The organism is Pseudomonas frederiksbergensis, from assembly GCF_003732705.1.
GTDB classification, from domain to species: Bacteria; Pseudomonadota; Gammaproteobacteria; order Pseudomonadales; family Pseudomonadaceae; genus Aquipseudomonas; species Aquipseudomonas frederiksbergensis_F.
Genome location: NZ_MOBR01000044.1, coordinates 124,863 through 150,545 on the forward strand (window position 1 = coordinate 124,863; position 25,683 = coordinate 150,545).

At 60.2% G+C, this 25,683-nt stretch carries 22 protein-coding genes; 9 read left to right on the plus strand and 13 right to left on the minus strand.

Features of this window, described 5'->3' with window-relative positions:
- The first annotated feature begins 192 nt into the window (after positions 1–192).
- From BK667_RS31940 to BK667_RS31950, 3 genes are read left to right on the plus strand one after another with little or no spacing between them, the layout of a single operon-like run.
- Positions 193–861 (plus strand): class I SAM-dependent methyltransferase, encoded by a 669-nt coding sequence (locus tag BK667_RS31940; protein WP_123515148.1) that lies wholly within the window; start codon positions 193–195, stop codon positions 859–861.
- Positions 862–865: 4 nt separating this feature from the next.
- Positions 866–1,579, plus strand: coding sequence for a lipopolysaccharide kinase InaA family protein (locus BK667_RS31945; RefSeq protein WP_123515052.1), 714 nt, complete (start codon positions 866–868; stop codon positions 1,577–1,579).
- Between the two features lie 2 nt (positions 1,580–1,581).
- Positions 1,582–1,809 carry a hypothetical protein gene (locus tag BK667_RS31950; RefSeq protein ID WP_082356595.1) on the plus strand — a complete coding sequence of 76 codons (228 nt, stop codon included), beginning with the start codon at positions 1,582–1,584 and terminating at the stop codon, positions 1,807–1,809.
- Between the two features lie 176 nt (positions 1,810–1,985).
- Here the strand turns inward: BK667_RS31950 and BK667_RS31960 are convergent, their stop codons facing one another.
- From BK667_RS31960 to BK667_RS31990, 7 genes are all read right to left on the minus strand, one after another.
- Positions 1,986–5,021 (minus strand): multidrug efflux RND transporter permease subunit, encoded by a 3,036-nt coding sequence (locus BK667_RS31960; protein ID WP_123599981.1) that lies wholly within the window; start codon positions 5,019–5,021, stop codon positions 1,986–1,988.
- Between the two features lie 13 nt (positions 5,022–5,034).
- Positions 5,035–6,183, minus strand: a complete 1,149-nt coding sequence (locus BK667_RS31965; protein WP_123515046.1) for an efflux RND transporter periplasmic adaptor subunit — start codon at positions 6,181–6,183, stop codon at positions 5,035–5,037.
- 206 nt (positions 6,184–6,389) lie between these two features.
- Positions 6,390–7,487: a DUF1513 domain-containing protein gene (locus BK667_RS31970; RefSeq protein WP_123599982.1), complete on the minus strand. Its 1,098-nt coding sequence runs from the start codon at positions 7,485–7,487 to the stop codon at positions 6,390–6,392.
- A 14-nt stretch (positions 7,488–7,501) separates the two neighbouring features.
- A complete protein-coding gene (locus BK667_RS31975) occupies positions 7,502–8,566 on the minus strand; it encodes an imelysin family protein (protein ID WP_123599983.1) in 1,065 nt (354 codons plus the stop codon).
- A 26-nt stretch (positions 8,567–8,592) separates the two neighbouring features.
- Positions 8,593–10,020, minus strand: a complete 1,428-nt coding sequence (locus BK667_RS31980; protein ID WP_123599984.1) for a di-heme oxidoreductase family protein — start codon at positions 10,018–10,020, stop codon at positions 8,593–8,595.
- 406 nt (positions 10,021–10,426) lie between these two features.
- Positions 10,427–11,779, minus strand: coding sequence for an imelysin family protein (locus tag BK667_RS31985; RefSeq protein ID WP_123599985.1), 1,353 nt, complete (start codon positions 11,777–11,779; stop codon positions 10,427–10,429).
- Positions 11,780–11,941: 162 nt separating this feature from the next.
- Positions 11,942–13,993 (minus strand): putative bifunctional diguanylate cyclase/phosphodiesterase, encoded by a 2,052-nt coding sequence (locus tag BK667_RS31990; RefSeq protein WP_123515036.1) that lies wholly within the window; start codon positions 13,991–13,993, stop codon positions 11,942–11,944.
- Between the two features lie 1,128 nt (positions 13,994–15,121).
- Here BK667_RS31990 and BK667_RS31995 point away from each other — a divergent pair.
- Positions 15,122–15,370, plus strand: coding sequence for a DUF6124 family protein (locus BK667_RS31995; RefSeq protein WP_123599986.1), 249 nt, complete (start codon positions 15,122–15,124; stop codon positions 15,368–15,370).
- A 175-nt stretch (positions 15,371–15,545) separates the two neighbouring features.
- Here BK667_RS31995 and BK667_RS32000 read toward each other — a convergent pair whose 3' ends face one another.
- The 3 genes from BK667_RS32000 to BK667_RS32010 form a co-directional block, all read right to left on the minus strand.
- The gene (locus tag BK667_RS32000; RefSeq protein ID WP_065949384.1) at positions 15,546–16,142 is read right to left on the minus strand and encodes a superoxide dismutase; all 597 of its coding nucleotides are present in this window, start codon (positions 16,140–16,142) and stop codon (positions 15,546–15,548) included.
- Between the two features lie 177 nt (positions 16,143–16,319).
- Positions 16,320–16,922, minus strand: coding sequence for a LysE/ArgO family amino acid transporter (locus BK667_RS32005; RefSeq protein WP_123409354.1), 603 nt, complete (start codon positions 16,920–16,922; stop codon positions 16,320–16,322).
- Positions 16,923–16,928: 6 nt separating this feature from the next.
- Positions 16,929–17,330, minus strand: coding sequence for an ACT domain-containing protein (locus BK667_RS32010; protein WP_123599987.1), 402 nt, complete (start codon positions 17,328–17,330; stop codon positions 16,929–16,931).
- Positions 17,331–17,426: 96 nt separating this feature from the next.
- Here BK667_RS32010 and BK667_RS32015 point away from each other — a divergent pair, with 96 nt between their 5' ends.
- From BK667_RS32015 to BK667_RS32030, 4 genes are all read left to right on the plus strand, one after another.
- The gene (locus BK667_RS32015) at positions 17,427–18,326 is read left to right on the plus strand and encodes a LysR family transcriptional regulator ArgP (RefSeq protein ID WP_123599988.1); all 900 of its coding nucleotides are present in this window, start codon (positions 17,427–17,429) and stop codon (positions 18,324–18,326) included.
- 96 nt (positions 18,327–18,422) lie between these two features.
- The gene (locus BK667_RS32020; RefSeq protein WP_123515029.1) at positions 18,423–19,415 is read left to right on the plus strand and encodes an NAD-dependent epimerase/dehydratase family protein; all 993 of its coding nucleotides are present in this window, start codon (positions 18,423–18,425) and stop codon (positions 19,413–19,415) included.
- A gap of 119 nt (positions 19,416–19,534) precedes the next feature.
- On the plus strand, positions 19,535–20,380 hold the full coding sequence (locus BK667_RS32025) for an ATPase (RefSeq protein ID WP_123599989.1): 846 nt from the start codon (positions 19,535–19,537) through the stop codon (positions 20,378–20,380).
- A gap of 161 nt (positions 20,381–20,541) precedes the next feature.
- Entirely contained in the window at positions 20,542–21,390 is an 849-nt protein-coding gene (locus BK667_RS32030) for a cache domain-containing protein (RefSeq protein ID WP_123599990.1), read from the plus strand.
- Positions 21,391–21,518: 128 nt separating this feature from the next.
- Here BK667_RS32030 and BK667_RS32040 read toward each other — a convergent pair whose 3' ends face one another.
- Positions 21,519–23,036: an MDR family MFS transporter gene (locus BK667_RS32040; RefSeq protein ID WP_123515021.1), complete on the minus strand. Its 1,518-nt coding sequence runs from the start codon at positions 23,034–23,036 to the stop codon at positions 21,519–21,521.
- A gap of 81 nt (positions 23,037–23,117) precedes the next feature.
- Complete coding sequence (pobA, locus tag BK667_RS32045) at positions 23,118–24,302, minus strand: 4-hydroxybenzoate 3-monooxygenase (protein WP_185058305.1); 1,185 nt, start codon at positions 24,300–24,302, stop codon at positions 23,118–23,120.
- Between the two features lie 188 nt (positions 24,303–24,490).
- Between pobA and BK667_RS32050 the strand changes: the two genes are divergently transcribed.
- Positions 24,491–25,387 carry a helix-turn-helix domain-containing protein gene (locus BK667_RS32050; RefSeq protein WP_123515017.1) on the plus strand — a complete coding sequence of 299 codons (897 nt, stop codon included), beginning with the start codon at positions 24,491–24,493 and terminating at the stop codon, positions 25,385–25,387.
- Between the two features lie 9 nt (positions 25,388–25,396).
- Here BK667_RS32050 and BK667_RS33365 read toward each other — a convergent pair whose 3' ends face one another.
- Positions 25,397–25,573, minus strand: coding sequence for a hypothetical protein (locus BK667_RS33365; RefSeq protein WP_185058301.1), 177 nt, complete (start codon positions 25,571–25,573; stop codon positions 25,397–25,399).
- Between the last annotated feature and the right edge of the window lie 110 nt (positions 25,574–25,683).

Consider the following 25,683-nt stretch of genomic DNA (forward strand, 5'->3'; position numbering starts at 1 on the left):
GCGTTCGGCAACTCCTGCGCGACTTCGGGCGCCGCAATCTTTTCCGTGGTGGCCCCGCGCTACCATCGACCCCCTGTAAAACGTTGAAATACTTCACTGTTGTACACAACGAAGTTTTCACAAAGTCATGACCTGACGCTGACACGGCGCTACTTAACGTAGGTGTCATCAGCAATACAGGAGATTTTGATGATGACGGGCCCGATCAAACTGGATTTTTCCGAAAAGTACGACGATCAGCACGCGCAAAAATACTTGCGCAAGCATCAGGACGGTCTCGGTCGTCGGTTGTCCCATTGGCGTGATGAGCAATTGGCCCGCAAGGCTTTGACCCTGGCCGGTGAGCCTGGGTTGGTCCTCGATTTACCCAGCGGTGCGGGGCGTTTCTGGCCGTTACTGGCGGAAAAACCCAACCGAGTGATCATCGGAGCCGACAACTCCGAGTCAATGCTGAAGATCGCCACTCAGTCTCAGCCAGCCGAAGTGGTGAAACGGGTACAACCCTTGCACACGTCTGCATTCGACATTGCTTTGCCTGATAACGCCGTCGACAGCATTTTCTGCATGCGTTTGCTCCATCACATCGGGGAAGCCGAGCACCGACTGGCCATTCTGCGTGAGTTCGAGCGTGTCACCCGTGACAGCGTGATCATTTCGCTGTGGGTGGACGGCAACTTCAAGGCCTGGAAACGCAAGCGCGCCGAGAAAAAACGCGGGCAGGAAGGTTACCAAAATCGCTTTGTGTTACCAGCGGCTACGGTAGAGAAGGAATTCGAGCAGGCGGGTTTCCGAATTCAGGAACAACTGGACTTCATACCGCTCTATGCCATGTGGCGGGTTTACGTATTACGCAAGAGGTAACAGGATGGCAGTGCAATGTGCAGCAGAAACGGAAGTCGCTCCTCAGGACCGCTTCGACTACTTCTGGAATCAGCGCGGTGAATGGGTAGAAGAACCCAATATTCGTCGCGGTGGCGAAAGTGGCGTGCAGCGCGTGCGCAGCAGCGACGGGCAACTGCTGTACGCCAAGCGCCAGACCGGGCATATCTATCGCAGCTGGTTGCACCCCTTCGGCCGACCGACCGTATTGCGCGAGCGTGATGCGCTGATCGGCTTGACTGCGTTGGGTGTGCGCGTTCCGCAAATGGTGTTCTGCGGTGCCCAACGGGACCCGGTGCACAAATGGCGTGCGTTGCTGGTCACCAAGTCTCTGGACGGTTTCGAAGAAATCGAACACTGGTATGCCGGTGGCGGTCGCGAACGTCACGGCGAAGTGGTGCACGAGCGCGTCCTCAAGGAACTGGCCGAGAACCTGGCCCGCATGCATAAGGGCCGCTGGCAGCACAGCTGCATCTACATCAAGCACGTGTTTGTGCGGGTCACCGGCGAAGGCGAGGCGGCCACGGTTGAAGTCGCCCTGATCGATCTGGAGAAATGTCGCCAGCGTTTGACCGCCCAGCGCGCCGCCGCCCATGACATGAAGCAATTGCGGCGCCACTCGTCGTTCAGCGATACAGACTGGAAGAATCTGGTCTATTTTTATGAGACGGCGTTTGGCAGCGCTATCAAGGGTTTATAGCGATGAAACTCGAAATTGCACGAGGTGTGTTTCTTCTAGGAGCCTTGGCAGTTGCTTCATTGGCGGTGGCGGCTTGGGAGCAGCCCCGCACGCAAGTCCTCAGCGCAGTGAACGGTGACGCTCACTGTCCATTGCCACGGGTTGCCAAAGCAACCGTGGCGACACAACCTGACCATGACTTGTTACTGTTCATGTTCGGACTTTCACAGGGATTGAGGCCGCAGAGTTGAACAGATTGAAGCCCAAATAAAAGGCCTCGCGGATGCGGGGTCTTTTTTTGCCTGATCGTTCCCACATGCCTGATCGTTCCCACGCTCCGCGTGGGAATGCAGCCCGGGACGCTCCGCGTCCCAAAGCGTGACGCAGAGCGTCACAAGAGGCATTCCCACGCGGAGCGTGGGAACGATCATCGGACGGAGGGCTTATCCGGTTTGGCCAGCAGCGTGTACACGCACGGCAGCACAAACAAGGTAAACAACGTCCCGATCGACATCCCTGTGGCGATCACCGTGCCGATATCAAACCGGCTGACGGCACCCGCGCCCGTGGCCAGAATCAGCGGCACCATGCCAAATACCATCGCCGCCGTGGTCATCAGCACCGGGCGCAGGCGAATGGCCGCCGCTTCCTCCACCGCTTCGCGCGGGCTCAACCCCTTCTCCTTGCGCAGCGTGTTGGCGAACTCGACGATCAGGATCCCGTGCTTGCTGATCAGCCCGATCAGCGTCACCAGTCCGACCTGGGTGTAGATGTTCATGCTCGACCAACCGAGGAACAACGGAATCAACGCGCCGCAAATCGACAGCGGCACGGTGACCAGAATCACCAGCGGGTCGCGGAAGCTCTCGAACTGCGCCGCCAGCACCAGGAAAATGATCGCCAGCGCCAGGGCGAAGGTCACCCATAGCGCGTTGCCTTCCTGGACGAATTGCCGTGATGTGCCGCCATAGTCAAAGGCAAAACCCGCCGGCGCTTCTTCCTGGGCGATCTGGCGCACGGTGTCGATGGCCTCGCCCATACTGACCAGCGGGAACCCGGACACGGCCGCCGCGTTGAGTTGCTGGAACTGGTTCAGTTGCCGTGGCCGCGCCCGGTCGGTGACGGTGATCAGGGTCGACAGGGGCAGCAGTTCGCCCTGGGTGTTCTTGACGTAGTAGTTGTTCAGCCAGTCGGGGTTATCCCGGTAAGCCCGCTCGACTTGGGCGATGACTTTGTAGCTGCGCCCCTCAATGGTGAACCGGTTGATCTCCGCCTCACCCAGCAGCGTCGCCAGGGTGCCGCCCAGATCCTGCATCGAAACGCCCATCTGTGCTGCTTTGGCGCGGTCGATATCCACCACGATTTCCGGTTTGTCGAACGCCAGATCGATATCGACGAAGGCAAACTTGCCGGACGCCAGCGCGCGTTTTTTCACCCGCTCCGCCACGTCCAGCAGTGAGGCGTAATCGTTGGCGGTGTTGATGACGAATTTGAACGGCAATCCCTCACCGGTGCCCGGCAGGGAGGGCAAGTTGAAACCGAAAATCTGCAAACCGGGGATGTTCCCCAATTTGGACTGAACCTCGGGCAGGATTTGCATTTGCGTGCGATGGCGCTCGTTCCACGGCTTGAGCAGGAAACCGCCAATGCCCGATTGCACGCCATTGAAGCCATTGATCTGGAACGAGGAGTAGTACTCGGGAAACTCCTTGAAGATCGTGATGAACTCGTCGGTGTAGGTGTTCAGGTAATCGAGGTTGGTTGGCTGCGGGGCGTTGGCCATCATGAAAATGATGCCCTGGTCCTCGTCCGGCGCCAGTTCCGACTTGGCGAACTTGAGAAACACCGGGATCAGGCACAGTACGATCACCGCGAACACCAGCACCACTGGCCGAGTGTTGAGCGTGCCGTGGAGCATGCTCTGGTAGCGGCGCTTGAGGCCTTCGAAAATCAGGTCCAGGCGATGGGCCAGGCCGCTGGGATTTGTGTCGTGGCGCAGCAAAAAGGCGCACATCATCGGCGACAGGGTCAGGGCGACGATGCCCGAGATCACCACCGCCCCGGCCAGCGTCAGGGCAAACTCTTTGAACAGTGCCCCGGTGAGGCCGGTGAGGAAGCCGATTGGCGCATACACCGCCGCCAGGGTGATCGTCATGGAAACCACCGGCATGGCGATTTCCCTGGCCCCTTCAATGGCGGCATCCAGGGGTGTCTTGCCGGCTTCAATGTGCCGGTGAATGTTCTCCACCACCACAATCGCATCGTCCACCACCAGCCCGATGGCCAGCACCATCGCCAGCAGGGTCAGCAGGTTGATCGAGTAACCCATCATTTGCATGAAGAACATCACGCCGATCATCGACAGCGGGATGGTCACCACCGGGATCACCACCGAGCGCAGGGCGCCGAGGAACAGGAACACCACGACAATCACGATCAGCACGGCTTCGAACAGGGTCTTGATCACTTCGTTGATGGACGCCTGGATAAACAGCGTGGCGTCGTAGGCGATTTCGCTTTTCAGGTTGGGCGGTAGCTGGGCTTCCAGCTCCGGCATGATCTTGCGCACTTCCTTGATCACGTCCAGCGGGTTAGCGCCGGGTGTGGCCTTGATGCCGATGTACACCGACGGCGTACCGCCGAAGGAGCTGATGGCGTTGTAGTTTTCGGCGCCCATCTCGACCCGCGCCACATCGCTGAGCAACACGCGGCTGTCACCCGACACCTTGAGCGGAATCGCGGCGAAGGCTTCGGCAGACTTGAGTTCGGTGTTGGCGTTGATGCTGGTGACCACGTACTCGCCCTTCACTTCGCCAGCGGCGGAAAGGAAGTTGTACTGGCGCACCGCGTTGGTCACGTCGCTGGCACTCAAGCCGAAACCGGCGAGTTTGACCGGGTCCAGCCACAGGCGCATGGCGAACACCTGGTTGCCGAGAATCTCGGCTTCGGCCATGCCGGGCAACGTCGCCAGTTTTGGCTGGATGACCCGGGACAGGTAGTCGGTGATCTGCGGGTTGTTCAACTCCTTGCTGAAGAAGCTGATGTACATCAGTGCCGACGCATCGGCCGCTTCCTTGCTCAGCACCGGGTCTTCAGCGTCCTGGGGCAGCTTGTTCTTCACCTCGTTGGCCTTGGCCAGCAGTTCGGTGAACAAACGGTCGCTGTTGGAACCGATGCGCGCGTAGATCGAGATCACCGAGAAGTTCTGGCGACTGACCGACGTCATGTAGTCGATGCCCTCGGCGCTCGCCAGGCTCTGCTGCATCGGTTGGGTGATGTAGCCCTGGATCGTTTCGGCGTTGGCCCCGGGGTAAGCGGTGGTCACCGTGATCAGGGCGTTTTCCATTTGCGGGTATTGGCGCAGCGGCAGCTTGCTCCAGGCCTGGAAACCCAGCAGCACAATCAACAGGCTGACCACGGTAGCGAGCACCGGGCGGCGGATGAACGGATCGGTAAAAGCCATGAGGATTCCTTGATCAGTCAGTACGTGGCTGACTGTTCTTATCGGTCAGGGTCTTGTCGTCGCTGATGGCAATGTGTGCGCCGTTGTCCAGTTTGATCTGGCCGGCCGTGACCACTTGTTCGCCGCTCTGCACGCCTTTGTTGATCATCACCAGGCCATCACGGCGTTCGCCGGTTTCGATGAAGCGTCGTTCGGCGATCAGGATCGGTTGGCCCTTGTCGTCTTTTTCGACACTGCCGTCCTCGGCTTTTTTCTGCCCGACCACGTACAGCGAATTGCCGTAGAGGGTGTAGGTGATCGCGCTTTCCGGCACGACGATGTGCTGTTGCGGATCCGGCAACATCACTTGCAGGCTGGCGAACATGCCCGGCAGCAACTTGCCATCCGGGTTGGCCAGCGTGGCGCGTACCTGGATGTTGCGGGTGGTGTTCTCGACCTTCGGGTTGATCGCACTGATGGTGCCGGGGAAGCTCTGCGTCGGATAGGCCGAGACGATGACCTGCACCGGTTGGCCGAGGCCAATCTTCGGCACCGATTGCTCGGGCAGGAAGAAGTCGACGTAGAGGCTGCTGAGGTCTTGCAGGGTGGCGATCATCGTGCCGCTGGCGAGGTAGTCGCCGACGTCCACCTGACGAATGCCGATGGTGCCGCTGAACGGCGCGAGGATGCGTTTCTTCGCCAGGGAGGCCTTGAGTTGATTAACCGTGGCCTTGTTCTTTTGCAATTGGGCCGAGAGCCGGTCGTACTCGCCTTTGGAGATGGCGCGGCTGTCGACCAATTGACTGCCGCGACCGAAATCCAGCTGCGCCAGCCCGAGGTCAGCCTGGGCGGTTTCCAGCAGGGCGCTCTCCACGGCGCTGTCCAGTTGCAGCAGCGGTTGCCCGGCCTTGACCTTCTGCCCTGACTCGAACATCAGCTCCTTGACGGTGCCGGCGATCTCCAGGCTCAGGTTCACCCCTTGCAACGCCTTGAGCGTGCCGACAGTGGGCAAGCGCAACTGCCACGGCTGTTCGGTGGCCGTGGCCACGGCGACACTGATGGGCGGTTTCGGTTTGGAAAAACCCTGGATCATCGTGTAAATCGAAAAGGCCTTGTAACCGCCCAGGGCCAGCACGATCAGCAACACAACACCCAACATGATCAGCATGCGGCGACGCAGCATATTTCCACTTCCTTGGAGAAAATCAGGCGAGACAGGCGGGAACATTACTCCGAGTGCGGCAGTGAATCCAACTGGCACTTATTACAGGATGGCGCAAACCCCGTAGGAGCAAAGCTTGCTCGCGATGGCGGTGTGTCATCGTACGAATAAGCTGACTGATACACCGCCATCGCGAGCAAGCTTTGCTCCTACAGGGGAGGGGGATTTCAGATCAAGTGAAGATGGTTATCCCAAAGCCCCGCCGGCAACTCCAACGGTTTTGCAACCAAATCTGTCTGACGGCAATCGTAGTACCGGCAACGGCCCTGACCCGAGGTCACGACAAACCCGTCGGCCACGGCACCAACGCCGGCGCAATCCGGCAGCGGCGCATCCAGGCGCACTTCGCCGCTGTCCAGGTCCCAGATGAAAAAGCGATTACCGCGCGGCGCCGTCAATGCGACCAGCCGCAGTTCGCTGTGCACCGCGACGCTGGCGGTGTAATGCCCCATGGCCTGCAACTGGTGCTCCGGCACCGGGAACGCCACGAATGGCTGCCCTGGGCGCTTGATCGCCAGCAACTCCGACGACTCGTGGGACGGCCCCATGAATTGCTGGCTGGCGAGGATGGTGCCGTCGCTGGCAATCCCAAGATGGCGCACGCTGTTCATCTGTTGGGCGAGGGTTTCCTTGCTCAACAACGTGCCGTCGCGCTGCATCAGGACCAAGCTCGGTTCCATGGCGTTGAGGTTCATTTCGACGCGGCTCTCGGCCTCGGTGCGAATCCCGCCGTTGGCCACCACCAGGGTATCGCCGTCGGGCATCCACGACACCTGATGCGGACCGACGCCATGGGTAGGGATTTCGCCGCTGTGGATAAGTCGCTGACCTTCGAACTTATACACACCCAGCAAGCCACGGCCCGGATCGGAGGTGTCGTTCTCGGTGGCGTACAAGAACTCGCCATCCTTGTGAATCACCGCGTGCCCGTAGAAATGCCGGTTCGGTTGCGAGGTCACGGTTTGCAGCAACGTGCCGTCGCGCAGGTCGATCAGGTAACTCTCGGTGCCGGGACGCCGGGCGACAAACAGCGCAATCGCCAGCGTCGGGTGATTGATGATGTCGTGGCAACGCTGGCCGACCTGGGTGGCGAACACTCGGGTGCCGTCCAGCCGATAACCGACGGCGTAATGCTTGCCGTCGGTGTCGTCCCGGGCCGACAGCAGCAGCGGGCTCTTGTCCTTGTGCTTGAACAGCGTCCAGCCGCCCAGTGTCACTGCTCCCAGCAGCAAACTACCTAAAGTCAGAGCCTGACGTCGCAGCATGGCACTCGCCCTCATCAGTCACCGTCGTTGGCGTTGAAGCCCAGTTGGATGCCCAGCGCCTTGGCCAGTTCGCCTTCGTGCAGGCGATGGACGACGTTAAGGCTGTCGTAGAGATCGTTGAGTTGCTGGCGACCGGCATCGTCGTTGAGCATTTCGGTCAGCGAGCGCTGGTTGCTGGCGAACAACTTGAGCGAGGCAGCGTAGGCGGCATCGATCTTGTCGGCCAACGGTTTCTGATCGCTCGGCAACAGCCCGCGCAGGCCTTTGTTGTCGACTCCGACCCACACGGTTTTCGCCGCGGCCAGGCTGGCTTCCATACCTTGCAGCGACGATTGGCTGCGCCACGCATCAGCCTGGAACGGCTGCGGAATGCCCTTGGTCTGACGACCCATCGGCGTGCCGAGTTTTTTCTTCAGGGTGTCCAGCGCAGTGACCTGCACGCGAAGCAGATCGGCGATCGCTTCGTGGGAATCGGCGTAGCGCTGGTTCGGGAATTTGCTCATCTGCGCGAGCATCCCGTCGTTGGTGTTCCAGCGCGACAGGATCTCTTCGGCCAGTTGCTTCTGACGTTCGCCGATGGCGGTCAGCAGCGGGCAATACTTGGCTTTCTGGGTGGCATCGGCCATGTCGATCTTGCTGTCGAACAGGATGTATTCGTAGGCCGAAAGGCCCTGAACCACCACGCTCGATTTGGCCAGCGCAGCGGCATCAATCTGCGGTTGGGCGGTGACCAGTTGCTCGACCTGACGGCCAACGAGGTTTTTCTTGTCCGGCCAGAACTGCACCTGCCACGCACGATTGCCCTCGGCCAGCGGCCCGATCAGCAACGGTTGCAGCTCGGCCCAGGCTTTCTGCGCGTGCAGGAAGTCGGCGCGGGCGGTGTCCAGGTCTTCCTTGCCTTCGCAATAGGCGAGGGCGCTGACGGCCAGTTGGCGGTCGGCTTCAACCCAGCGGCTGTACGTCGGCAAGATCACTTGCTTGGCGATGGCCGCCGAGGTCACGGCTTGCGGATCCTGCGGCGAACAGGCGCCGAGGGCGAGCGCTGCAAGGCTGGTAAATAACAACTTGGGACGGAACATGTCGGGCTCCCGATTCTTTTAAGTGCTTAGAGAGAATTCAAAAACGCCAGCAACGCAGCGCGCTGCTCGGCATTGAAAGACAAAACCTGTTGCTGCGCCGCGCTCGCTTCGCCGCCATGCCAGAGCACGGCTTCGAGCAGGTTGCGGGCGCGGCCATCATGCAAAAACTGGGTGTGACCGCTGACCGCTTGCGTCAGGCCGATGCCCCACAACGGCGGCGTGCGCCAGTCGCGGCCACTGGCCTGGAATTCCGTGCGGTTGTCGGCCAGGCCGTCGCCCATGTCATGCAGCAGCAGATCGCTGTAGGGGCGAATCACTTGATTGGCCAGTTCAGGTTCGGCGGCGTTGGCGGCGGTGGTGTATTTGGGCGTGTGACAGGACTGGCATCCCGCCTGGAAAAACAGATTCTTGCCCGCCAGCACTTGCGGCGCGCTGACGTCGCGGCGGGCCGGGACGGCGAGGTTGCGGCTGTAGAACAACACCAGGCGCAGAATGTTGTCGCTGACTTCCGGCTCGCCATTTGGGCCATTGCCGTTGGGCGCTTGCTTGCAGGCGGTTTGCGCCTCGGTGCAGTCATCGAACGGTCGCAGGCTGGTGGTCAGGCCCATGTCACCCGAAAACGCGTGAACATTCTGTTGATTGAGGTTCGGTTGCCCGGCTTTCCAGCCGAATCGGCCGAGGACGGTTTTTTGCTGGGCGTCATCCCAGACCCGGTTCGGGCGCCCGGCGATGCCGTTTTTGTCTTTGGCCTGGGCCTCGGCGTTGGCCAGGATCGCTTCGTCGGGGATCGCTTCGAGCAGGCCCAGGCCAATCATCGGCGGCGCAACCCGCGCCGAGAAACGCGTGTCAGGGTGCATCGGGCCGTAGCCCAGTTGGGTGATCTGCAAGGTCGGTTTGCGCAGTTCGACTTCGGTGCCGTCCTTAAAACGAACGGGCACGGGTGTGTAGTCAACGCGTACCTTGCCTTCCGGGGCGACGCCGGGCACCGACATGTCCTGGAGCTGCCCACCGTAGACCGGCTCCGGGACCACGCCGATGTGCTCGATGACCTTGGCGTAGGCCGGCGCATCGGGAATCGACAGGCGCACCAGCATCGACACCGCATTATTGGCGTCCGGCGTCGGCGGGTGACCGCGACCGTCCTTGATGTGGCAGTTCTGGCAGGCGTTGGTGTTGAACAACGGGCCGAGGCCATCCCGGGCGGTGGTGGTCGACGGTGCGATCACCCAGGGGCTGCGGAAGAAGCTGTTGCCGACGCTGAAATCCACCCGTCGTGACGGTGGCAGATTGGCGGACGGCAGGGAAAAGGCGTTCTGATCGGTCTTGCGCACCGTCGCGCTGCCACCGGACCGGGCTTCACCGGGCTCGGCCTTGGTAAAACGCGGGGCGTCATCGCAGGCACTCAGGCCCAGGGCCATGAACAAGGTGCACAGACGAAGAGGCAACGACGGCATCAGGTTTCCTGAAAGACGAGCAAAACAAGGGCGCAAAGTCTAACAGGGCAGGGGAAATTGAATAAGAGGAATTATCGTTTGGTTGATGTGGGACATGATTTCCCTGCCCACCACAATTCACCTGTGGGAACGCAATCCAATGTGGGAGCGAGCTTGCTCGCGATGGGGTCATCGCAGTCGACATTGATGTTGAATGTGCGACCGCTATCGCGAGCAAGCTCGCTCCCACAGGTTTGCCGCAATCCATTGTGGGAGCGAGCCTGCTCGCGAAAGCGGTATCGGCCGCGCTGGAAATGTTGTCTGTTACGGCCTCTTCGCGAGCAGGCTCGCTCCCACAGGGGGATTGCGTTTAGGCAGGAATAAAGAAGGCGACCCGAAGGTCGCCTTTTTATTCAGCCTGCGTTGATCAGAATTCGTGATCAGCGTTGTCCGGGTTCAGGTCGCTGATGCCCAGTTTGCCAGCGGCTTGTTCGATCGAACCGGTCTGCTTGACCAGCGACGCGATGGCGTCACGCACGATCTGGTTGCCCGCGGTGTTGCCGGCGGCGATCAACTGGTCGTAGTGCTCACCCTTGTTGGCGTGATCGACCATGATCTGGATCTTGGCTTCGGTAGCAGCCAGATCGGCTTTCAGGGCGGTGTCGGCAGCCGGGTCGGCCTTGGCCACCAGAGACGACAGGCTCGCGCCGGTCATTTTGGTGCCGTCGACGCGGGTGTATTCGCCCAGGTACACGTTACGAACGCCTTTGGCATCGTAGAAGTGCGAGTTGTGGGTGTTGTCGCTGAAGCAATCCTGTTCGTCTTCCGGGGAGTTGGCTTCCAGGGAAACCTTCATGCGCTCGCCCGCCAGTTCGCCCAGGGACAGGCTGCCCATGCCGAACAGCATTTTGCGCAGGCCGGTTTCGGCTGGCTCGGCTTCCAGGGTGGCGCGGTAGTTGTCGGCCACGTTCGGCTTCCAGTTACCGACCATTTCTTCCAGGTCGCTGACCAGCAGTTGGGTCACGGACTTCAGGTAGGCACGGCGACGATCATTGTGACCGCCAGTCGCGCCTTTGCCTTCCAGGTAGTCGGAAGCAGGACGGTTGCCGGCGCCAGGGCCGGTGCCGTTCAGGTCCTGGCCCCACAGCAGGAATTCGATGGCGTGATAGCCAGTGGCGACGTTGGCTTCGGAACCGCCCAGCTCGTTCAGGCTGGCGAGTTTTTCCGGAGTGATGTCTTTGACGTCGACCTTGTCTTCGCCGACCTGGACTTCGGTGTTGGCGATGATGTTGGCGGTGGCGCCCGGGTTACCCAGTGCGTGTTCGTAGGTCTTGTCGACATAGTCGATCAGGCCTTCGTCCAGTGGCCAGGCGTTCACCTGACCTTCCCAGTCGTCGATGATGGTGTTGCCGAAGCGGAACACTTCGCTCTGCAGATAAGGAACACGAGCAGCGACCCAGGCAGCCTTGGCGGCTTTCAGGGTGTCGGCGTCCGGCTTGGCGAGGAAGGCATCAACGGCGGTTTGCAGGGTTTTCGCGGTAGATTCGGCATCGCTGTAAACGGCGAAGACCATGTCGGCGTAATGCGCGACCACTGCTTTGGCGGCGGCTTCGTCGACTTTGCCGGCGGCGGCTGGCGCAGCAGCTGGAGCGGCGGCAGTGGTGCTGGCGGCTGGCGCAGGCGTTGGCGCGGCAGCGGTCTTGTCTTTGCCTTCGCCGCAACCGGCGAGGGAAATAGCGATGGCCAACAGACTGGCGGTAGCCAGAGGCATACGAATCATGGCGAACATCCTGCTTCGATAGAGGGTGGAATGGCGCTTTGGGCGCGCAAAACTGCGACATAATGCAAATCTTTCGCATTATGTGTAAAGGGTTGTGCTTGGAAATATTTCGTATTTGGCGAGGGGTTGCGCTGGATCAAGGCTCCAGACGCAACCGTCAACTTAGAGGATGGCCGCGTTACTGCGCTGGGCCTGCTTTAAATAAGCGCTCAACTCCCGGGCCGGCAGCGGTTTGCTGTAGTGATAACCCTGACCCTCATGGCAACCTTCGGAGATGATGTAGGCCTCTTGCTCGGCGGTTTCCACGCCTTCGGCAATCACCTGCATGCCCAGGCTCTTGCCCAGTTGGATGATGGCGCGAACGATGGTCGCATCGTCGTCGTCATCGAGCAGGTCCTGGACGAAGCTCTTGTCGATCTTGATCTTGTCCAGAGGCAGGCTTTTCAGATAACTCAGCGACGAATAGCCCGTGCCGAAGTCGTCGATGGCGATCAGCGCGCCGGAGCGACGCAGGCTCAGCAAGTGCTGGGCGGCGGTGCTGATGTCTTCCATCAGGCCGGTTTCGGTGACTTCCAGCTCCAGGCTGCGGGGCGGCAGTCGGTAGATTTGCAGCAGGTTGTTGACCACCCGTGGCAACTCGGCGTGGTGCAGTTGCACGGTGGACAGGTTCACCGCCATGCGCAGGTCGGCGAACCCCTGGTCATGCCAGTCGCGCAATTGCTTGCAGGCCTGATCCAGCACCCACTCGCCGATGGCAATGATGGTGCCGTTCTGCTCGGCCAGCGGGATGAACAGGTCCGGCGGCACCAGCCCGTGTTCCGGGTGCTGCCAGCGAATCAAGGCCTCGACGCCGACCACCCGGTGATCGCGGTAGCTGATCTGCGGTTGGTAGACGAGGTAGAACTGATCGCGGATCAGGGCATCGCGCAGGTCTTTTTCCAGTTCGCGGCGGCGGCGCATTTCGCTGTCGACGCTGGCGATATAGAACTGATAGCGGTTGCGCGAGCGAGTCTTGGCCAGGGTCATGGTCTGCTCGGCTTTCTGCAGCAGCTTCTCAGTGCTGTCACCGTCCTCGGGGAACAGGGTGATGCCGATGGTGGCGCGCAGGCGGATTTCCTGATGGTCGAGGGCAAATGCCGCTTCCAGGTCATCGAGAATGCTTTGGGCCAGTTCGGCGGCTTCGTAAGGTTGTTCGATGTCGGCCTGGACCAGCGCAAACTGGTCGCCACCGAGGCGGGCGAGAGCGCCGAGGCGACCGCTGTGGGCCCGTAGGCGATCTGCCAGGGCCAGCAACAGTTGGTCGCCGGTCTGGTAGCTGAATTGTTCGTTGATACCCTTGAAGTCATCCAGACCGACAACCAGCACTGCAACCCGACGTTGCAATTTGCCGGCGTCCACCAGGATCTTGTCCAGTTGCTGCTGCAATTGCTGGCGGTTGGGCAGGCCGGTGAGGAAATCGTACTGGGCCATGCGCAACAGGCTGTTTTCGGCTTCGTGGCGCAGGTGGGTGTTGCGCTCGATGGACTCGAGCAACTGGTTGGCGGTGTTGATCCAGATGCCCAGTTCGTTTTTTTCGTGGCCCTTGATCTGCGGAATCTTGTGTTCGCTGGGGCGGTCGGGGTTGATCTCGGTCAGGTGCTCGATGATCCGCGACAGCGGTTTGGTCAGCAGCCAGTGGTAAACCAGGTACAGCACCAGGCCCATGGCGAGGGCGCGCAACACACCGGAAATGAAGATGATCACCGAGCTGACGATAAACCCCTGGCCATAGGTGGCGGTGTCGAGGGTGATGCTCAGGTCGCCGTAATACTCGCTGTAGGGCCCGCGACCCACCAGTTGGGTGGTGAAGGTGCGTTCCTGGCCGAGGATCAGGTCGGTCAGCCAGCGGCTGTTGGAGTGCTGCAGCTCGCGGGATTTCTGCGCGAGCATGGCTTCATTGGGATGACCGATGGAGGCCTGGCGCACGGCGTCGTCCTGGAACAGGCCTTCGATCACCTGCATGCCCATCTCCCGGTCCAGGCTGTAGACGGCCTGGGTCGAGGGGTCGCGGAACATGTCGAGGATGCGCTGGGCATCACCGGCCACGGCCTGGCGTGTTTTATAGGCATCGAAAACGATCTGCGCGCAGCTCAAGACCACGCCGACGATCAATGCCGACAGGAGCACGACCCGGAGCAACTTCACCGACAAGCTGTTCTTGAGTTCCAGCTTCAAAGGGTTATTCCTTGTTCCGTGCGGGTAGCATCAAGTTGCCATGAGTATTGGCAATCCCGTGATGGCAGTCAAAGGGACAATTCAGCTCAGGGGATTTTGCCTGCAGCTTGGCCAATATGCTGTTGTTTCGAGTCTTTGTCCTATTCGTACTGTGTCGGTAGTTTTTGCCTTCAACTTGAGGAGGATCGGGACTATTTTTCCTTTGGGTTGATGTTAGTCCGCTGTGGCGTTGGGGCAAGGGGCTTGCGTCTTGTTTCATCGTAGGAATTTGCGATGGGGCTTGTGGGGCTTGGCGGCCTTTGGGCCGACCATGTTCTTGGTGATTGTGTGCATATCCGTTTTTGTGGTGATGGCGGCTGGCGGTTTCGCTCTTACAGCGAGTCCCTTTTGGCAAACGCCCCAAAAGGAACCAAAAGGTCTCGCCCCGGCGTCCGGCCCCTCGCTTAGGCTCGGCGTTCCCTCGCTCCGGTCCTGCTCCGTGGGCCCGCCGCCATCGGCCATCCATGGCCGGGGGCGGCTAGCCCGGCATCCATGCCGGGCTGCCCACTGCGCAGAACCTCCACTCGGCCTCCCGAAGGGGCGGTAGAGCCAGATCAAAAGCAGGCGAGCTAACGCTCGGCCTAATGAGTGGTGAAGGGCGGGGCGGTGTACGCCGCTCTGCTTCTGCTTCTGTTTTTGATTTTGTAGGAGCGAGGCTTGCCCGCGAAGGCGGCCTGACAGCCGACCCATTTCTCCCGAATGCACTCAATCAAAATTGTGGGAGCGAGCCTGCTCGCGAAGACGGCCGCACAGGCAACGAATATGTCTGTTTAAACATCGGTAAAAAAACCAGACCTTTCCCACGAGGTTTTCAGGTTGCCCGTAGGAAGCGGGTTCAATAACCTTTTGGGTGTCGCTGAAAACTCAGTGATCGGGTGTGAGAACCCGGCAACTTATGGTCATACAGAGCTCGTACACGCATAATTGCCGCCAGTTTATCCTGTCGCAAATGCGTTATGGCGGCTGTGTGCGGGCAGACTTTTGTCTGGCCCGGGTGTCCATGACCGGTTTTCTCACCCCGCACATAGCTGCCACCTCTTCACCGCGTGAGAACGGTAATTGGTGGCCCTCAACGCGTGAGGAATTTTTATGGATAAATTAATCCCAGACCCACCCTACACCCCCAACCCCATGTACATGATCTCCCCGAACATGGATATCGAATCCCTCCTGGCAAATGCCTGCGAGTCATTAGCCTCGGCAAATGTCCTGGCCAGTGATTTCGCCACCTGCCTGACCGGCCCCCAGCGCAGTACGGCGCTGGCCATTGCGCAGGTGGTGATGCTGGCGGACCTTGCTGTGAACAGGGCATTGGATATCGTTGACCCGCAGGGGTAGGTATTCCGTCAGGTCGACCGTGTCATCGTTCTTCGCGGGCAAGCCTCGCTCCTACAGGGGAATGCATTCCAAATGTAGGAGCGAGGCTTGCCCGCGAAGGCGCCCTAACAGCCATCACCTTTCACCCGCCCATAAAAAAACCCGACCTAAGCCGGGTTTTTCTTGGGCATCGATCTTAAGCGGTGAAGGTTTTGCCTTCGAACTGCTCAGCCACGAATTTCCAGTTGACCAGGTTCCAGAACGCTTCGACGTACTTCGGACGAACGTTGCGGTAGTCGATGTAGTAAGCGTGTTCCCAGACGTCGCAGGTCAGCAGCGGGGTGTCGCCGTTGGTCAGCGGGTTGCCGGCGCCGATGGTGCTGGCCAGGGCCAGGGAACCGTCAGCCTTTTTCACCAGCCAGCCCCAGCCGGAACCGAAGGTGCCGATGGAGGTTTTGCTGAATTCTTCTTTGAACTTGTCGAACGAACCGAAGGCTGCGTTGATGGCTTCAGCCAGGGCGCCGGTAGGTTGACCGCCGGCGTTTGGCGCCAGGCAGTTCCAGTAGAAGGTGTGGTTCCAGACCTGAGCGGCGTTGTTGAAGATACCGCCCGAAGAAGATTTAACGATCTCTTCCAGGGTCTTGCCTTCGAACTCGGTGCCTGGCACCAGGTTGTTCAGGTTCACGACATAGGTGTTGTGGTGCTTGTCGTGGTGATATTCCAGAGTTTCCTTGGAAATGTGCGGCTGCAGGGCATCGTGTGCGTAGGGCAGCGGCGGCAATTCGAAAGCCATGATGATTCTCCTAATCAGGTCAGTTGCGGTGAGCGCAAGGCCGATCACGGGCGGCCAGACAAGCGCCGGGGAGTTTGTACTCTTTGCGGCGCATCGAACCGGATCATAGCACCGGGGGTGCGGCATAACCACGCAACAACTGTGTGGAATAGAGGTTCCAGAGCCTTTTGGAATAAATCACGGAGCGGTGATTAGCTGGAACGCTACCGTGAACATCATCACCGCCACCAACAGATCAAGAATCCGCCAAGTGCTGGGCCGCGCCAACCACGGCGCCAACCATGCCGCACCCAATGCCAGGGTGAAGAACCACAATAAAGAAGCACTCGCCGCGCCCACCACATAAGCGCCCGGCTCGGTCTGTTGCGCGCCGAGGGAGCCGATCAGCAAAACGGTGTCCAGATAAACGTGCGGATTGAGCAGGGTCACCGCCAAGGCACTGAGCATCACCGCTCGCAGCGAGCGCACGGTCTGGTTTTCGCCTTGTTCCAGGCTTTGTTTCGCGCAGGCCCGGCGCAATGCCTGGCTGCCGTACCAAATCAGAAACGCCGCGCCACCCCAACGGGCCACCGCCAGCAAGGTCGGGTTATGCGCCAGCACCGTCGCCAGACCGAACACGCCCGCCGCCACCAGAAGCGCGTCGCAAACCACGCACAGTGCCGCGACCGGCAAGTGATGCTCTCGACGCAGGCTCTGGGCCAGCACAAACGCATTCTGGGTGCCGATCGCCATGATCAGCCCCGCCGCGACTAACAGGCCGTTTACATAGCTTTGCCACATGATTGTCTACTCCCCGTTAGCTGCGAGATCCCGCAACACTTGCAGGGCCCGTTCGGCATCGGCCTGACCGACGAACAGATGGTCGTGGTAATAACCGGCGATCACGTTGCAACTGATCCCGGCCTTGCCAAGCGCCGTGGCAAAAGCGGCGGTCAGGCCGACGGCTTCCAGGGCCGAGTGCACGTTCAAGGTGATCCACGCGGCGACGTAGTCGAAGCTGAAACCGGCCTTTTCGGCGTGGGAACGTTCCAGAATCACCGTCAGACCTTCCTGCTCGCGGAAGCTGCCGATGATCTCCAGCCCCGACGGAAGCTTGCCGTCGCGCAACGTGCAGAACACGTATTCACCGACATTGAGTTGCGGGCTCATGCTACGCAGCAGGGTTGCCAATGACGTTTCGCCAGCCATGTCGGTATTCCTTGTGAAAGAGTTCTTGCTGGCCATTCTCCGGCGCTTAGCTGTATAAGAAAAACCAATAGTGCTGATCGCTCATTAGGAAAACTGATGTTCGACTATAAATTGCTTTCTGCCTTGGCCGCCGTGGTCGAGCAGGCCGGATTCGAACGGGCCGCGCAGGTACTGGGTTTGTCGCAATCGGCGATCTCCCAGCGGATCAAACTGTTGGAGGCGCGGATTGGCCAACCGGTGTTGGTGCGCGCGACCCCGCCTTCGCCGACTGAAATCGGTCGGCGTTTGCTCAACCATGTGCAGCAGGTACGTTTGCTTGAGCGGGATTTGCAGACCCTGGTGCCGGCGCTGGACGAAGAAGGCCTGCCGGAACGCCTGCGCATCGCCCTCAATGCGGACAGTCTGGCCACTTGGTGGGCTGAGGCGGTGGGGGACTTTTGCGCCGAGCAACATTTGCTGTTGGATCTGGTGGTAGAGGACCAGACCGTGGGCCTCAAACGCATGCGCGCCGGTGAGGTAGCGGCATGTGTTTGCGCCAGCGAACGCCCGGTGGCCGGGGCTCGCAGCGTACTGCTGGGGGCTATGCGCTATCGGGCATTGGCCAGCCCGGCGTTCATCGCTCGACATTTTCCGGACGGCGTACGCGCCGAGTTATTACCGCGTACACCCGCGCTGGTGTTTGGCCCCGACGATTTCCTACAGCATCGCTACCTCGCGTCCTTAGGCGTGGACGGCGGTTTCGAACACCATTTATGCCCCTCGTCCGAAGGTTTTATCCGCCTCACGGAAGCGGGATTGGGTTGGGGGCTGGTGCCGGAATTGCAAGTGCGCGAGCAACTGCAACGGGGTGTTTTAGTGGAGCTTTTGCCAGATAAGCCGATTGATGTGCCGCTGTACTGGCATCATTGGCGCAATGGCGGTCAGTTGCTGGGTTTACTCACTGACCAATTGGTACGTTCGTCGAAGCAATGGCTGGTGCCTTTGGCACAGTTGTAAGCGTCAAGCTGCAAGCTGCAAGTGAAGAGCTTGTGGTGTGTTTTTAAACTTGCGGCTCGAAGCTTGGAGCTCGCAGCTGCTTTGTTGGAGCTTTACATGAAAATTCTGGTCACCGGCGCAAGCGGCTTCATTGGCGGGCGCTTTGCGCGTTTCGCCCTGGAGCAGGGCCTGGACGTGCGGGTCAACGGTCGCCGGGCCGAGGGTGTCGAGCACCTGGTGCGCCGTGGCGCCGAATTTATCCAGGGTGACTTGAGCGACCCGGAACTGGTGCGCGACCTGTGCTCGGACGTCGAAGCCGTGGTGCATTGCGCCGGTGCCGTCGGTTTGTGGGGACGCTATCAGGACTTTCACCAGGGCAATGTCCAGGTCACCGAAAACGTGGTCGAGGCCTGTTTGAAGCAACGGGTCCGGCGTCTGGTGCACTTGTCCTCGCCGTCGATCTACTTCGATGGCCGCGATCATCTGGGCCTGACCGAAGAGCAGGTGCCTAAACGCTTCAAGCATCACTACGCGGCGACCAAGTTCCTGGCCGAGCAAAAGGTCTTCGGAGCTCAGGAATTCGGCCTCGAAACCATCGCCCTGCGCCCGCGTTTCGTCACTGGTGCCGGCGACATGAGCATCTTCCCGCGCCTGCTGAAAATGCAGCGCAAGGGGCGTCTGGCGATTGTCGGCAACGGTTTGAACAAGGTCGATTTCACCAGCATGCACAACCTCAACGAAGCGTTGCTCAGCAGTTTGCTGGCCAGTGGTTCGGCGCTGGGCAAGGCCTACAACATCAGCAACGGCGCGCCGGTACCGTTGTGGGATGTGGTCAATTACGTGATGCGAAAAATGGACGTCCCACAAGTCACTCGCTACCGTTCCTACGGCTTGGCCTACAGCGTGGCAGCGCTCAACGAAGGCGTGTGCAAGCTCTGGCCGGGGCGTCCCGAGCCGACCCTGTCGCGCCTGGGCATGCAGGTGATGAACAAAAATTTCACCTTGGACATCAGTCGCGCCCGGCATTATCTGGACTACGATCCGAAAGTCAGCCTGTGGACCGCCCTCGATGAATTCTGCGGCTGGTGGAAGGCTCAGGATATTCGCTGATCGCTGTAGGACCTGTCCCGACACTGAACCGAGTGCAGGGTTGAGGGTCAACCCTTGCGGCTGTGGGGTTTATACTGCGCCGCATCAAGCCATTACCGCGTTTCCCAAAGGTTGCCTCAATGTCCATGCGTAACGATGCCAACGACGACTTCGACGATGTACCGAGCCTGCGTGCCGACCCCATCGATGACGATGATTTTCCGCCGACCGTTCGCACCACCGTGCATTCGCGACCTGTGCCTGCGGTCAAAGTCAAAAGCGCCAGCACCGGTCCGTTGTGGGCGCTGGTCGGCGCCTTGTTTTTTGCCTTCGCAGGTCTGGCCTGGTGGAGCTTCCAGCAGATTTCGCTGATGGAGCAGCAACTGGTGGCGACTCAGGAAAGTTTCGCGCGGATCAGTGAGGAAGCGGCGGGGCGCTTGCAGGACATTTCCGGCAAAGTTGTCGCCAGCCAGACCAACGTCAGCAGCGACAGCGAAGCGCTGAAACTGCAGATCAAACAACTGGAAAGCAAACTCCAGGACCAGAGCCAGGCGCAACTGGGAGTGGTCGGCCAGACCAGCGAGCTGGACAAGCGTCTGGCACAAATGACTGCGCAAACCACCGCACAAACGGCCGCCAACACGCAGTTGCAGACTCAGGTCAAAACCCTGAGCGATGAACTGACGGCCCTGAAAAGCGCCCCGGCTGATACCAGCAAAGTCGATGCTGAACTCAAAAGCCTCAACGCCGACATCGCTGCGCTGAAGAAGCAGGGCAACCCGACGGCGGCAATCGATCGTCTGGAACAGGAAATCGTCGTGCTCAAAAGCGAGCAGGACAACCGCCCGGCAACCCCTACTCAAAACCCGACCAACACCGCCGAATTCGACGCCTTCCGCGCCCAGACCACCCGCAACCTCAACACCCTGCAAGCGCAGATCCAGAATTTGCAACAACAGATCAACGCCCGGGCGAAACAGCCCTGATGCAAAATCTGTAGCGAGGAGCTTTTGTGGCGAGGGGGCTCGCCACAGGCAAGCCCCCTCGCCACAAGAGCTAGTCTCACCCCCTGCACTCTCCTGAATATCCATACATATCCCCAACCCGTCTACGCTCTTGAATCATCAACAAGAACGAGGGATGCGCTATGGGGTTTGTGCACAAGATGGCCTGGCTGGCGGGGATGCTGTGGCTGAGCCTGGGCCAGGTTCAGGCGGCCACGGCGCCGAAGGATGACAGTCAGGCCGCCCGGGCCTTGCTGGAAAAAGCCCTGGCGTACTACCACGACAACGGCGACAAGGCCTTCGCGGCGTTCAGTCGTCAGGGCGAGTTTGTCGACAAGGATCGCTACGTGTTCGTGGTCGACACCAAAGGCGTGATGCTCGCCAGCGGTGGGCCGTCGTCGGCGCTGATCGGGCGCGATGTGTCCGAGATGCTGCCGCCGGATATGCAGAAAGCCTTCAAGGACGCCTTGAAAGTGCCGGAAGGCAACGGCATCCAACAGGCCGAATACCGCTGGCAGAACTGGGCCGACGGCAAGGTCGAACGCAAGCACGTGTTTTATCAGCGCATTGGCCAGCGGATTCTGGCGGTCGGTTACTACGTGCCCCGGGCGTCGGCGGAGCAGGCGATGGCGTTGCTGAATAAAGCGGCCATCGATCTGGCCAAGGACGAGAAGGGCACGCTGACGGCGATCAACTCCCTCAAGGGCGGGTACTTGCAGGACGACTTATATGTGTTCGTGGTTGACCTGAATAACCAGCGCTACGTCGCCCATGGCACCAATCTGCGGCTGATCAACACCGACTTCAGCAAGGTCAACGACCCGGAAGGCAAACCGGTGGGCGAGCCGATCCTGGCGTTGATCGGCAAGCAGGATCAGGGCGAGTACGAATACCGCTGGAAGAACCCGGTGACCGGGAAGGTTGAGGACAAGCATGCGTACCTGAAAAAGGTTGGGCATTTTCTGGTCGCGGTCGGGTATTACAGCCCTTGAGCCCATGATCGTTCCCACGCTCCGCGTGGGAATGCCTCCATGGACGCTCTGCGTCCGCTTTGGGACGCAGAGCGTCCCGGGCTGCATTCCCACGCGGAGCGTGGGAACGATCGGCGATCGACGGGGGACTACCGAACCTTATCTTCCCGTCCGCGCAATACCTTGTTCGGCATGGCAATCGCCGCCGCCAGCCCCAGCAACGACACCGCCGCGCTGACCATCAGCAAATGCCGGAACGTCAGCAGCAACTCCGCACGCAAGGCCTCTTTCGCCTCCCCCGGCGCGGCGTTCAAACCGTCCAGCAACACATTCCCCGAGTGACCCTCGCCAATCAGCGCCGAGCCGCTCAGGTGGGCGAAACTCGAATCCTGCAACAGCGCCAACAACAGCGCCGACATCAATGCCACACCCATCGCGCCGCCCAACGAACGGAACAGATTGGTGGTGCTGGTGGCGACGCCGATGTCCCGCTGTTCCACCGAATTCTGCGTGCCCACCAACGAAGTCGGGAATTGCATGCCGCTGGCGATCCCGCTGAGCAACATAAACAGGCTGCTCATCAACAAGGCCTGGGGCGCACTGAACGCCATGCCGAGAATCGAGATTGGCATCAGCAGCGCGCCGGTCAGGATCATCGGCTTGTAGCGCCCGGTCACCGAGGTGCGGCGCCCGGCAAAATACGCGCCGATCGGCAAACCGATGGCCAGTGGCAGCAGGTGCAGCGCAGCGCTGTCGGCCCCGGCGCCGGTGACACTCTGAAAGCGCAACGGCATCAGCACGATCAACGAAATGGCCTGGAAACTGGTGAAGAAAATCGTGCACCAGCAGAAGATCGCATTGCGGTTGGCGAACAAATGCATTGGCAACAACGGCTCCCGCGCCCGCCGCTCATGCCAGACGAACACCGCCAGTACCAGCACCGCGCAACCGAGCAGGCCCAGCACTTCGGCGCTGCGCCACGAATGACCTTGACCGACCTGGGTGATGCCGAGCAGCAGGGCAGTCAAGCCGATGATCATCAGCACCGTGCCGAGGTAATCGATGATCGGTTTGCGCTGCGGCACCGGCAGCCCCACCAGCGTGCGATTGGCCACCAGCCACGCGCCCAGGCCCAGGGGCAGATTGATCAAAAACACCCAGCGCCACGACAGGTACTCGGTCATGTAACCGCCGAGCACCGGCCCGGCGACACTGGCCACCGCGTACATGCTGCTGAAGTATCCCTGATAACGACCGCGCTCCCGGGGCGGGACGATGTCGCCGATGATGGCTTGGCTGACCGAAATCATCCCGCCAGCGCCGATGCCCTGGATGATCCGCGCCAGCACCAGTTGCTCCATGCTCTGGGCCATGCCGCAAAAGAACGAAGCGAGGGTGAACAGCCCCATGCCAAACAGCATCAACTTGCGCCGACCGTACAGATCGCCGAGCTTGCCGTAGATCGGCACCGCCACGGTCATCGCGACCATGTAGCCGGAAATCACCCAGGCCAATAGGCTGACGTCCTTGAACTGCGCGGAAATGGCCGGCATCGACACGGCGACGATGGTCTGGTCCAGCGCGCCGAGAAAGATCGCCAGCATCAAGGCGATCAAGACACTGCGGATGGCCGGTTTGGGCGTTTCAGGCTGGTTCAGATTGGTCACGGGTAAAACCTGCGGGCAGTGATGGACCCGCAAGAGGCACGGCGAGCGGGTTGATGCTCGCCAGTGTAAGTCGGTAGGAAGCTATTCGATAGCCTCGTATGGAAGCCCGACGTAATTTTCTGCAATGGTTTTTCGACCGGCTTCGGAGTTGACGAAGTAGTCCAGTTCCGAGGCGCTGATGCGCTGGCTGAACGCGTCATGCTCGTCGAAGCGATGCAGCATCGAGGTCATCCACCAGGAAAAGCGCTCAGCTTTCCAGACTCGGCGCAGACAGATTTCGGAGTATTTCTCCAGCAAGTCCACGCGCCCGTCGCGGTAAACCTTCAGCAGAATATTGAACAGCGTGCTGACATCGCTGGCCGCCAGGTTCAGGCCCTTGGCGCCGGTGGGCGGGACGATGTGCGCCGCGTCGCCGACCAGGAACAGGCGCCCGTATTGCATCGGTTCCACCACGAAGCTGCGCAACGGCGCGATGCTTTTTTCGATGGACGGACCGGTGACCAATGTGTCTGCCAACGCTTGGGGCAGCCGGGATTTGAGTTCATCCCAGAAGCGTTGATCGGACCAATCTTCGACCTGCTCCTCGGCCGGCACCTGAAGGTAATAGCGGGTGCGGGTGGCCGAACGCATGCTGCACAGGGCAAAACCCCGTTCGTGGCGCGCGTAGACCAGCTCTTCGTGGACCGGCGGGGTGTCGGCCAGAATCCCCAGCCAGCCAAACGGATAGACCCGTTCGAAAACCTTCAGGCACTCGGCGGGAATCGACTGTCGCGCTACACCATGAAAACCGTCGCACCCGGCGATGTAGTCGCAATCGAGACGCCAGGTTTCGCCGTCCTTTTCGAACGTGACAAAGGCTTCGTCGCTTTTCATGCCGTGGGGAACGACATTGCTCACTTGATAAAGGGTCTGCGCCCCGGCGTCCCGACGGGCGGCCATCAGGTCACGGGTGACTTCGGTCTGGCCGTAGATCATCACGGTTTTGCCGCCGGTCAGGGCCTGCAAATCGATGTGCACCTGACGGCCATCGAGGGCCAGGTCGAAGCCACCATGCACCAGCCCTTCGGCGTCCATGCGCTGACCCACGCCAGCCTGGCGCAACAGCTCTACCATGCCTTGTTCAAGGACTCCGGCGCGGATTCGGCCGAGTACATAATCGGGTGTCTGGCGTTCGAGAATGACCGTGTCGATGCCGGCGTTGTGCAGCAATTGGCCGAGCAATAAACCGGACGGGCCGGCGCCAATGATGGCGATTTGGGTTTTCAGCGTTTTCATTGTTGTTATGACTCGCAAGCTTCACGCGACCAGGGCCGGTGATTAATTTTTATGGATCGAGTGCTTGCATTTTTCCCTCGCGAGTCTGTCAATTGAAGGGGAAAACTGAGCCGATACCTGTACATTCTGCCAATCGGTGCGATTATCGCCCCGACTACTACGAGGCCTGGATTGAAGTGATGAACAAGCCTGACCTGCCTTCGATTCCGGTGTTCAAGCTCTACGGTGAAAGCCTGGACTGGCCGACCCCCGACTTGTTGCACTGTGAAACCATTTCCAAACGCAGCCGCGAACATCAGTGGGAAATCAAACCTCACCGCCACGCTGATTTGTGCCAGTTACTCTTCGTTTTCAAAGGTCAGGCAGAGCTTGAAATCGAAGGTAAACGCACACAACTGACTGAGCCGGCAATGCTGATCCTGCCGCCGCTGTCGGTGCACGGGTATCGCTTTTCCGAGGACGTCGAGGGCTTTGTCGTGACCCTGGCCGCGCCATTGGTGGCGCATTTGCAGGCACAACTGGGCAACTCGGTGAATGCCCTGGCCCAAGCCGAAAGCTATCCGGCGGGCAAGGACAGCGAGTACCTCAACAGCCTGTTTGCGGCACTGCAAAGCGAGTACACCGGCCATCAACCGGCCCGGGAAATGCTCATGCATTCCCTGGTCAGCGTGATCATGGTCTGGGTCAGTCGCCAGGTGTTGCAGCGACGCAGCGCCAGTCAGCGACCGCAGCGTGCGCGGGAATACCTCAATGGCTTTATTCAACTGGTGGAAGAAACTTACCGCCAGCACGTCAAGGTCGAGGACCTGGCCCATCGGCTGGGGATTTCCGTGTCGCACCTCAATGGCACGTGCCGTGAGCTGGCGGGGCAACCGGCGTTGCAGATCATGCACGAGCGGCAGTTGCTCGAAGCCAAGCGTCTGCTGACCTATACCAGCATGACCATTTATGAAATGTCTGACGTGTTGGGGTTTTCCGATCCGACCAACTTCACGCGCCTGTTCAGGCGCCGCGTGGGGATCTCGCCCAAGGCTTTTCGCGACCGTTTGAAGGCCGATCAGGACAGCGAGGCCTGACGCGCGGCGTTAGCGCAGGGCGTTGAGGGTCGCGTTGTGGGGAATGCAGCGTTCGTAGTTGCAGCTCGCGTATTCACGGGGCAGTTGTCGCAACTGCTCGACCCGCCACGCCGCGGTGCCATACAGCGCCAGCGTCGCCGCGCAGGTGACGAAAATGGCGAGGTATCTTCTTGTTTTGATGTTCATGGCGTTGACCTCTGAACGAATACCCTTGGGTACTTACATTCAGCATAGGTCAGACAAGGGCAGCCGCAAGCGGCAAGTTTCAAGCTGCAAGCCGCGCGCCGTTAACTTGC

Excerpts from the sequence above, each read along its gene's own strand:
- BK667_RS32015 (WP_123599988.1), top strand. The coding sequence starts at position 17,427 with ATGTTCGACTATAAATTGCTTTCTGCCTTGGCCGCCGTGGTCGAGCAG.
- BK667_RS31975 (WP_123599983.1), bottom strand. The coding sequence starts at position 8,566 with ATGTTCCGTCCCAAGTTGTTATTTACCAGCCTTGCAGCGCTCGCCCTC.
- BK667_RS32025 (WP_123599989.1), top strand. The coding sequence starts at position 19,535 with ATGTCCATGCGTAACGATGCCAACGACGACTTCGACGATGTACCGAGC.
- BK667_RS32010 (WP_123599987.1), bottom strand. The coding sequence starts at position 17,330 with ATGGCTGGCGAAACGTCATTGGCAACCCTGCTGCGTAGCATGAGCCCG.
- BK667_RS32020 (WP_123515029.1), top strand. The coding sequence starts at position 18,423 with ATGAAAATTCTGGTCACCGGCGCAAGCGGCTTCATTGGCGGGCGCTTT.
- BK667_RS31960 (WP_123599981.1), bottom strand. The coding sequence starts at position 5,021 with ATGGCTTTTACCGATCCGTTCATCCGCCGCCCGGTGCTCGCTACCGTG.
- BK667_RS31995 (WP_123599986.1), top strand. The coding sequence starts at position 15,122 with ATGGATAAATTAATCCCAGACCCACCCTACACCCCCAACCCCATGTAC.
- BK667_RS32000 (WP_065949384.1), bottom strand. The coding sequence starts at position 16,142 with ATGGCTTTCGAATTGCCGCCGCTGCCCTACGCACACGATGCCCTGCAG.
- BK667_RS31945 (WP_123515052.1), top strand. The coding sequence starts at position 866 with ATGGCAGTGCAATGTGCAGCAGAAACGGAAGTCGCTCCTCAGGACCGC.
- BK667_RS32005 (WP_123409354.1), bottom strand. The coding sequence starts at position 16,922 with ATGTGGCAAAGCTATGTAAACGGCCTGTTAGTCGCGGCGGGGCTGATC.
- BK667_RS31950 (WP_082356595.1), top strand. The coding sequence starts at position 1,582 with ATGAAACTCGAAATTGCACGAGGTGTGTTTCTTCTAGGAGCCTTGGCA.
- BK667_RS32030 (WP_123599990.1), top strand. The coding sequence starts at position 20,542 with ATGGGGTTTGTGCACAAGATGGCCTGGCTGGCGGGGATGCTGTGGCTG.
- BK667_RS32050 (WP_123515017.1), top strand. The coding sequence starts at position 24,491 with ATGAACAAGCCTGACCTGCCTTCGATTCCGGTGTTCAAGCTCTACGGT.
- BK667_RS33365 (WP_185058301.1), bottom strand. The coding sequence starts at position 25,573 with ATGAACATCAAAACAAGAAGATACCTCGCCATTTTCGTCACCTGCGCG.
- BK667_RS31940 (WP_123515148.1), top strand. The coding sequence starts at position 193 with ATGACGGGCCCGATCAAACTGGATTTTTCCGAAAAGTACGACGATCAG.
- BK667_RS31980 (WP_123599984.1), bottom strand. The coding sequence starts at position 10,020 with ATGCCGTCGTTGCCTCTTCGTCTGTGCACCTTGTTCATGGCCCTGGGC.
- BK667_RS31970 (WP_123599982.1), bottom strand. The coding sequence starts at position 7,487 with ATGCTGCGACGTCAGGCTCTGACTTTAGGTAGTTTGCTGCTGGGAGCA.
- BK667_RS31985 (WP_123599985.1), bottom strand. The coding sequence starts at position 11,779 with ATGATTCGTATGCCTCTGGCTACCGCCAGTCTGTTGGCCATCGCTATT.
- BK667_RS31965 (WP_123515046.1), bottom strand. The coding sequence starts at position 6,183 with ATGCTGCGTCGCCGCATGCTGATCATGTTGGGTGTTGTGTTGCTGATC.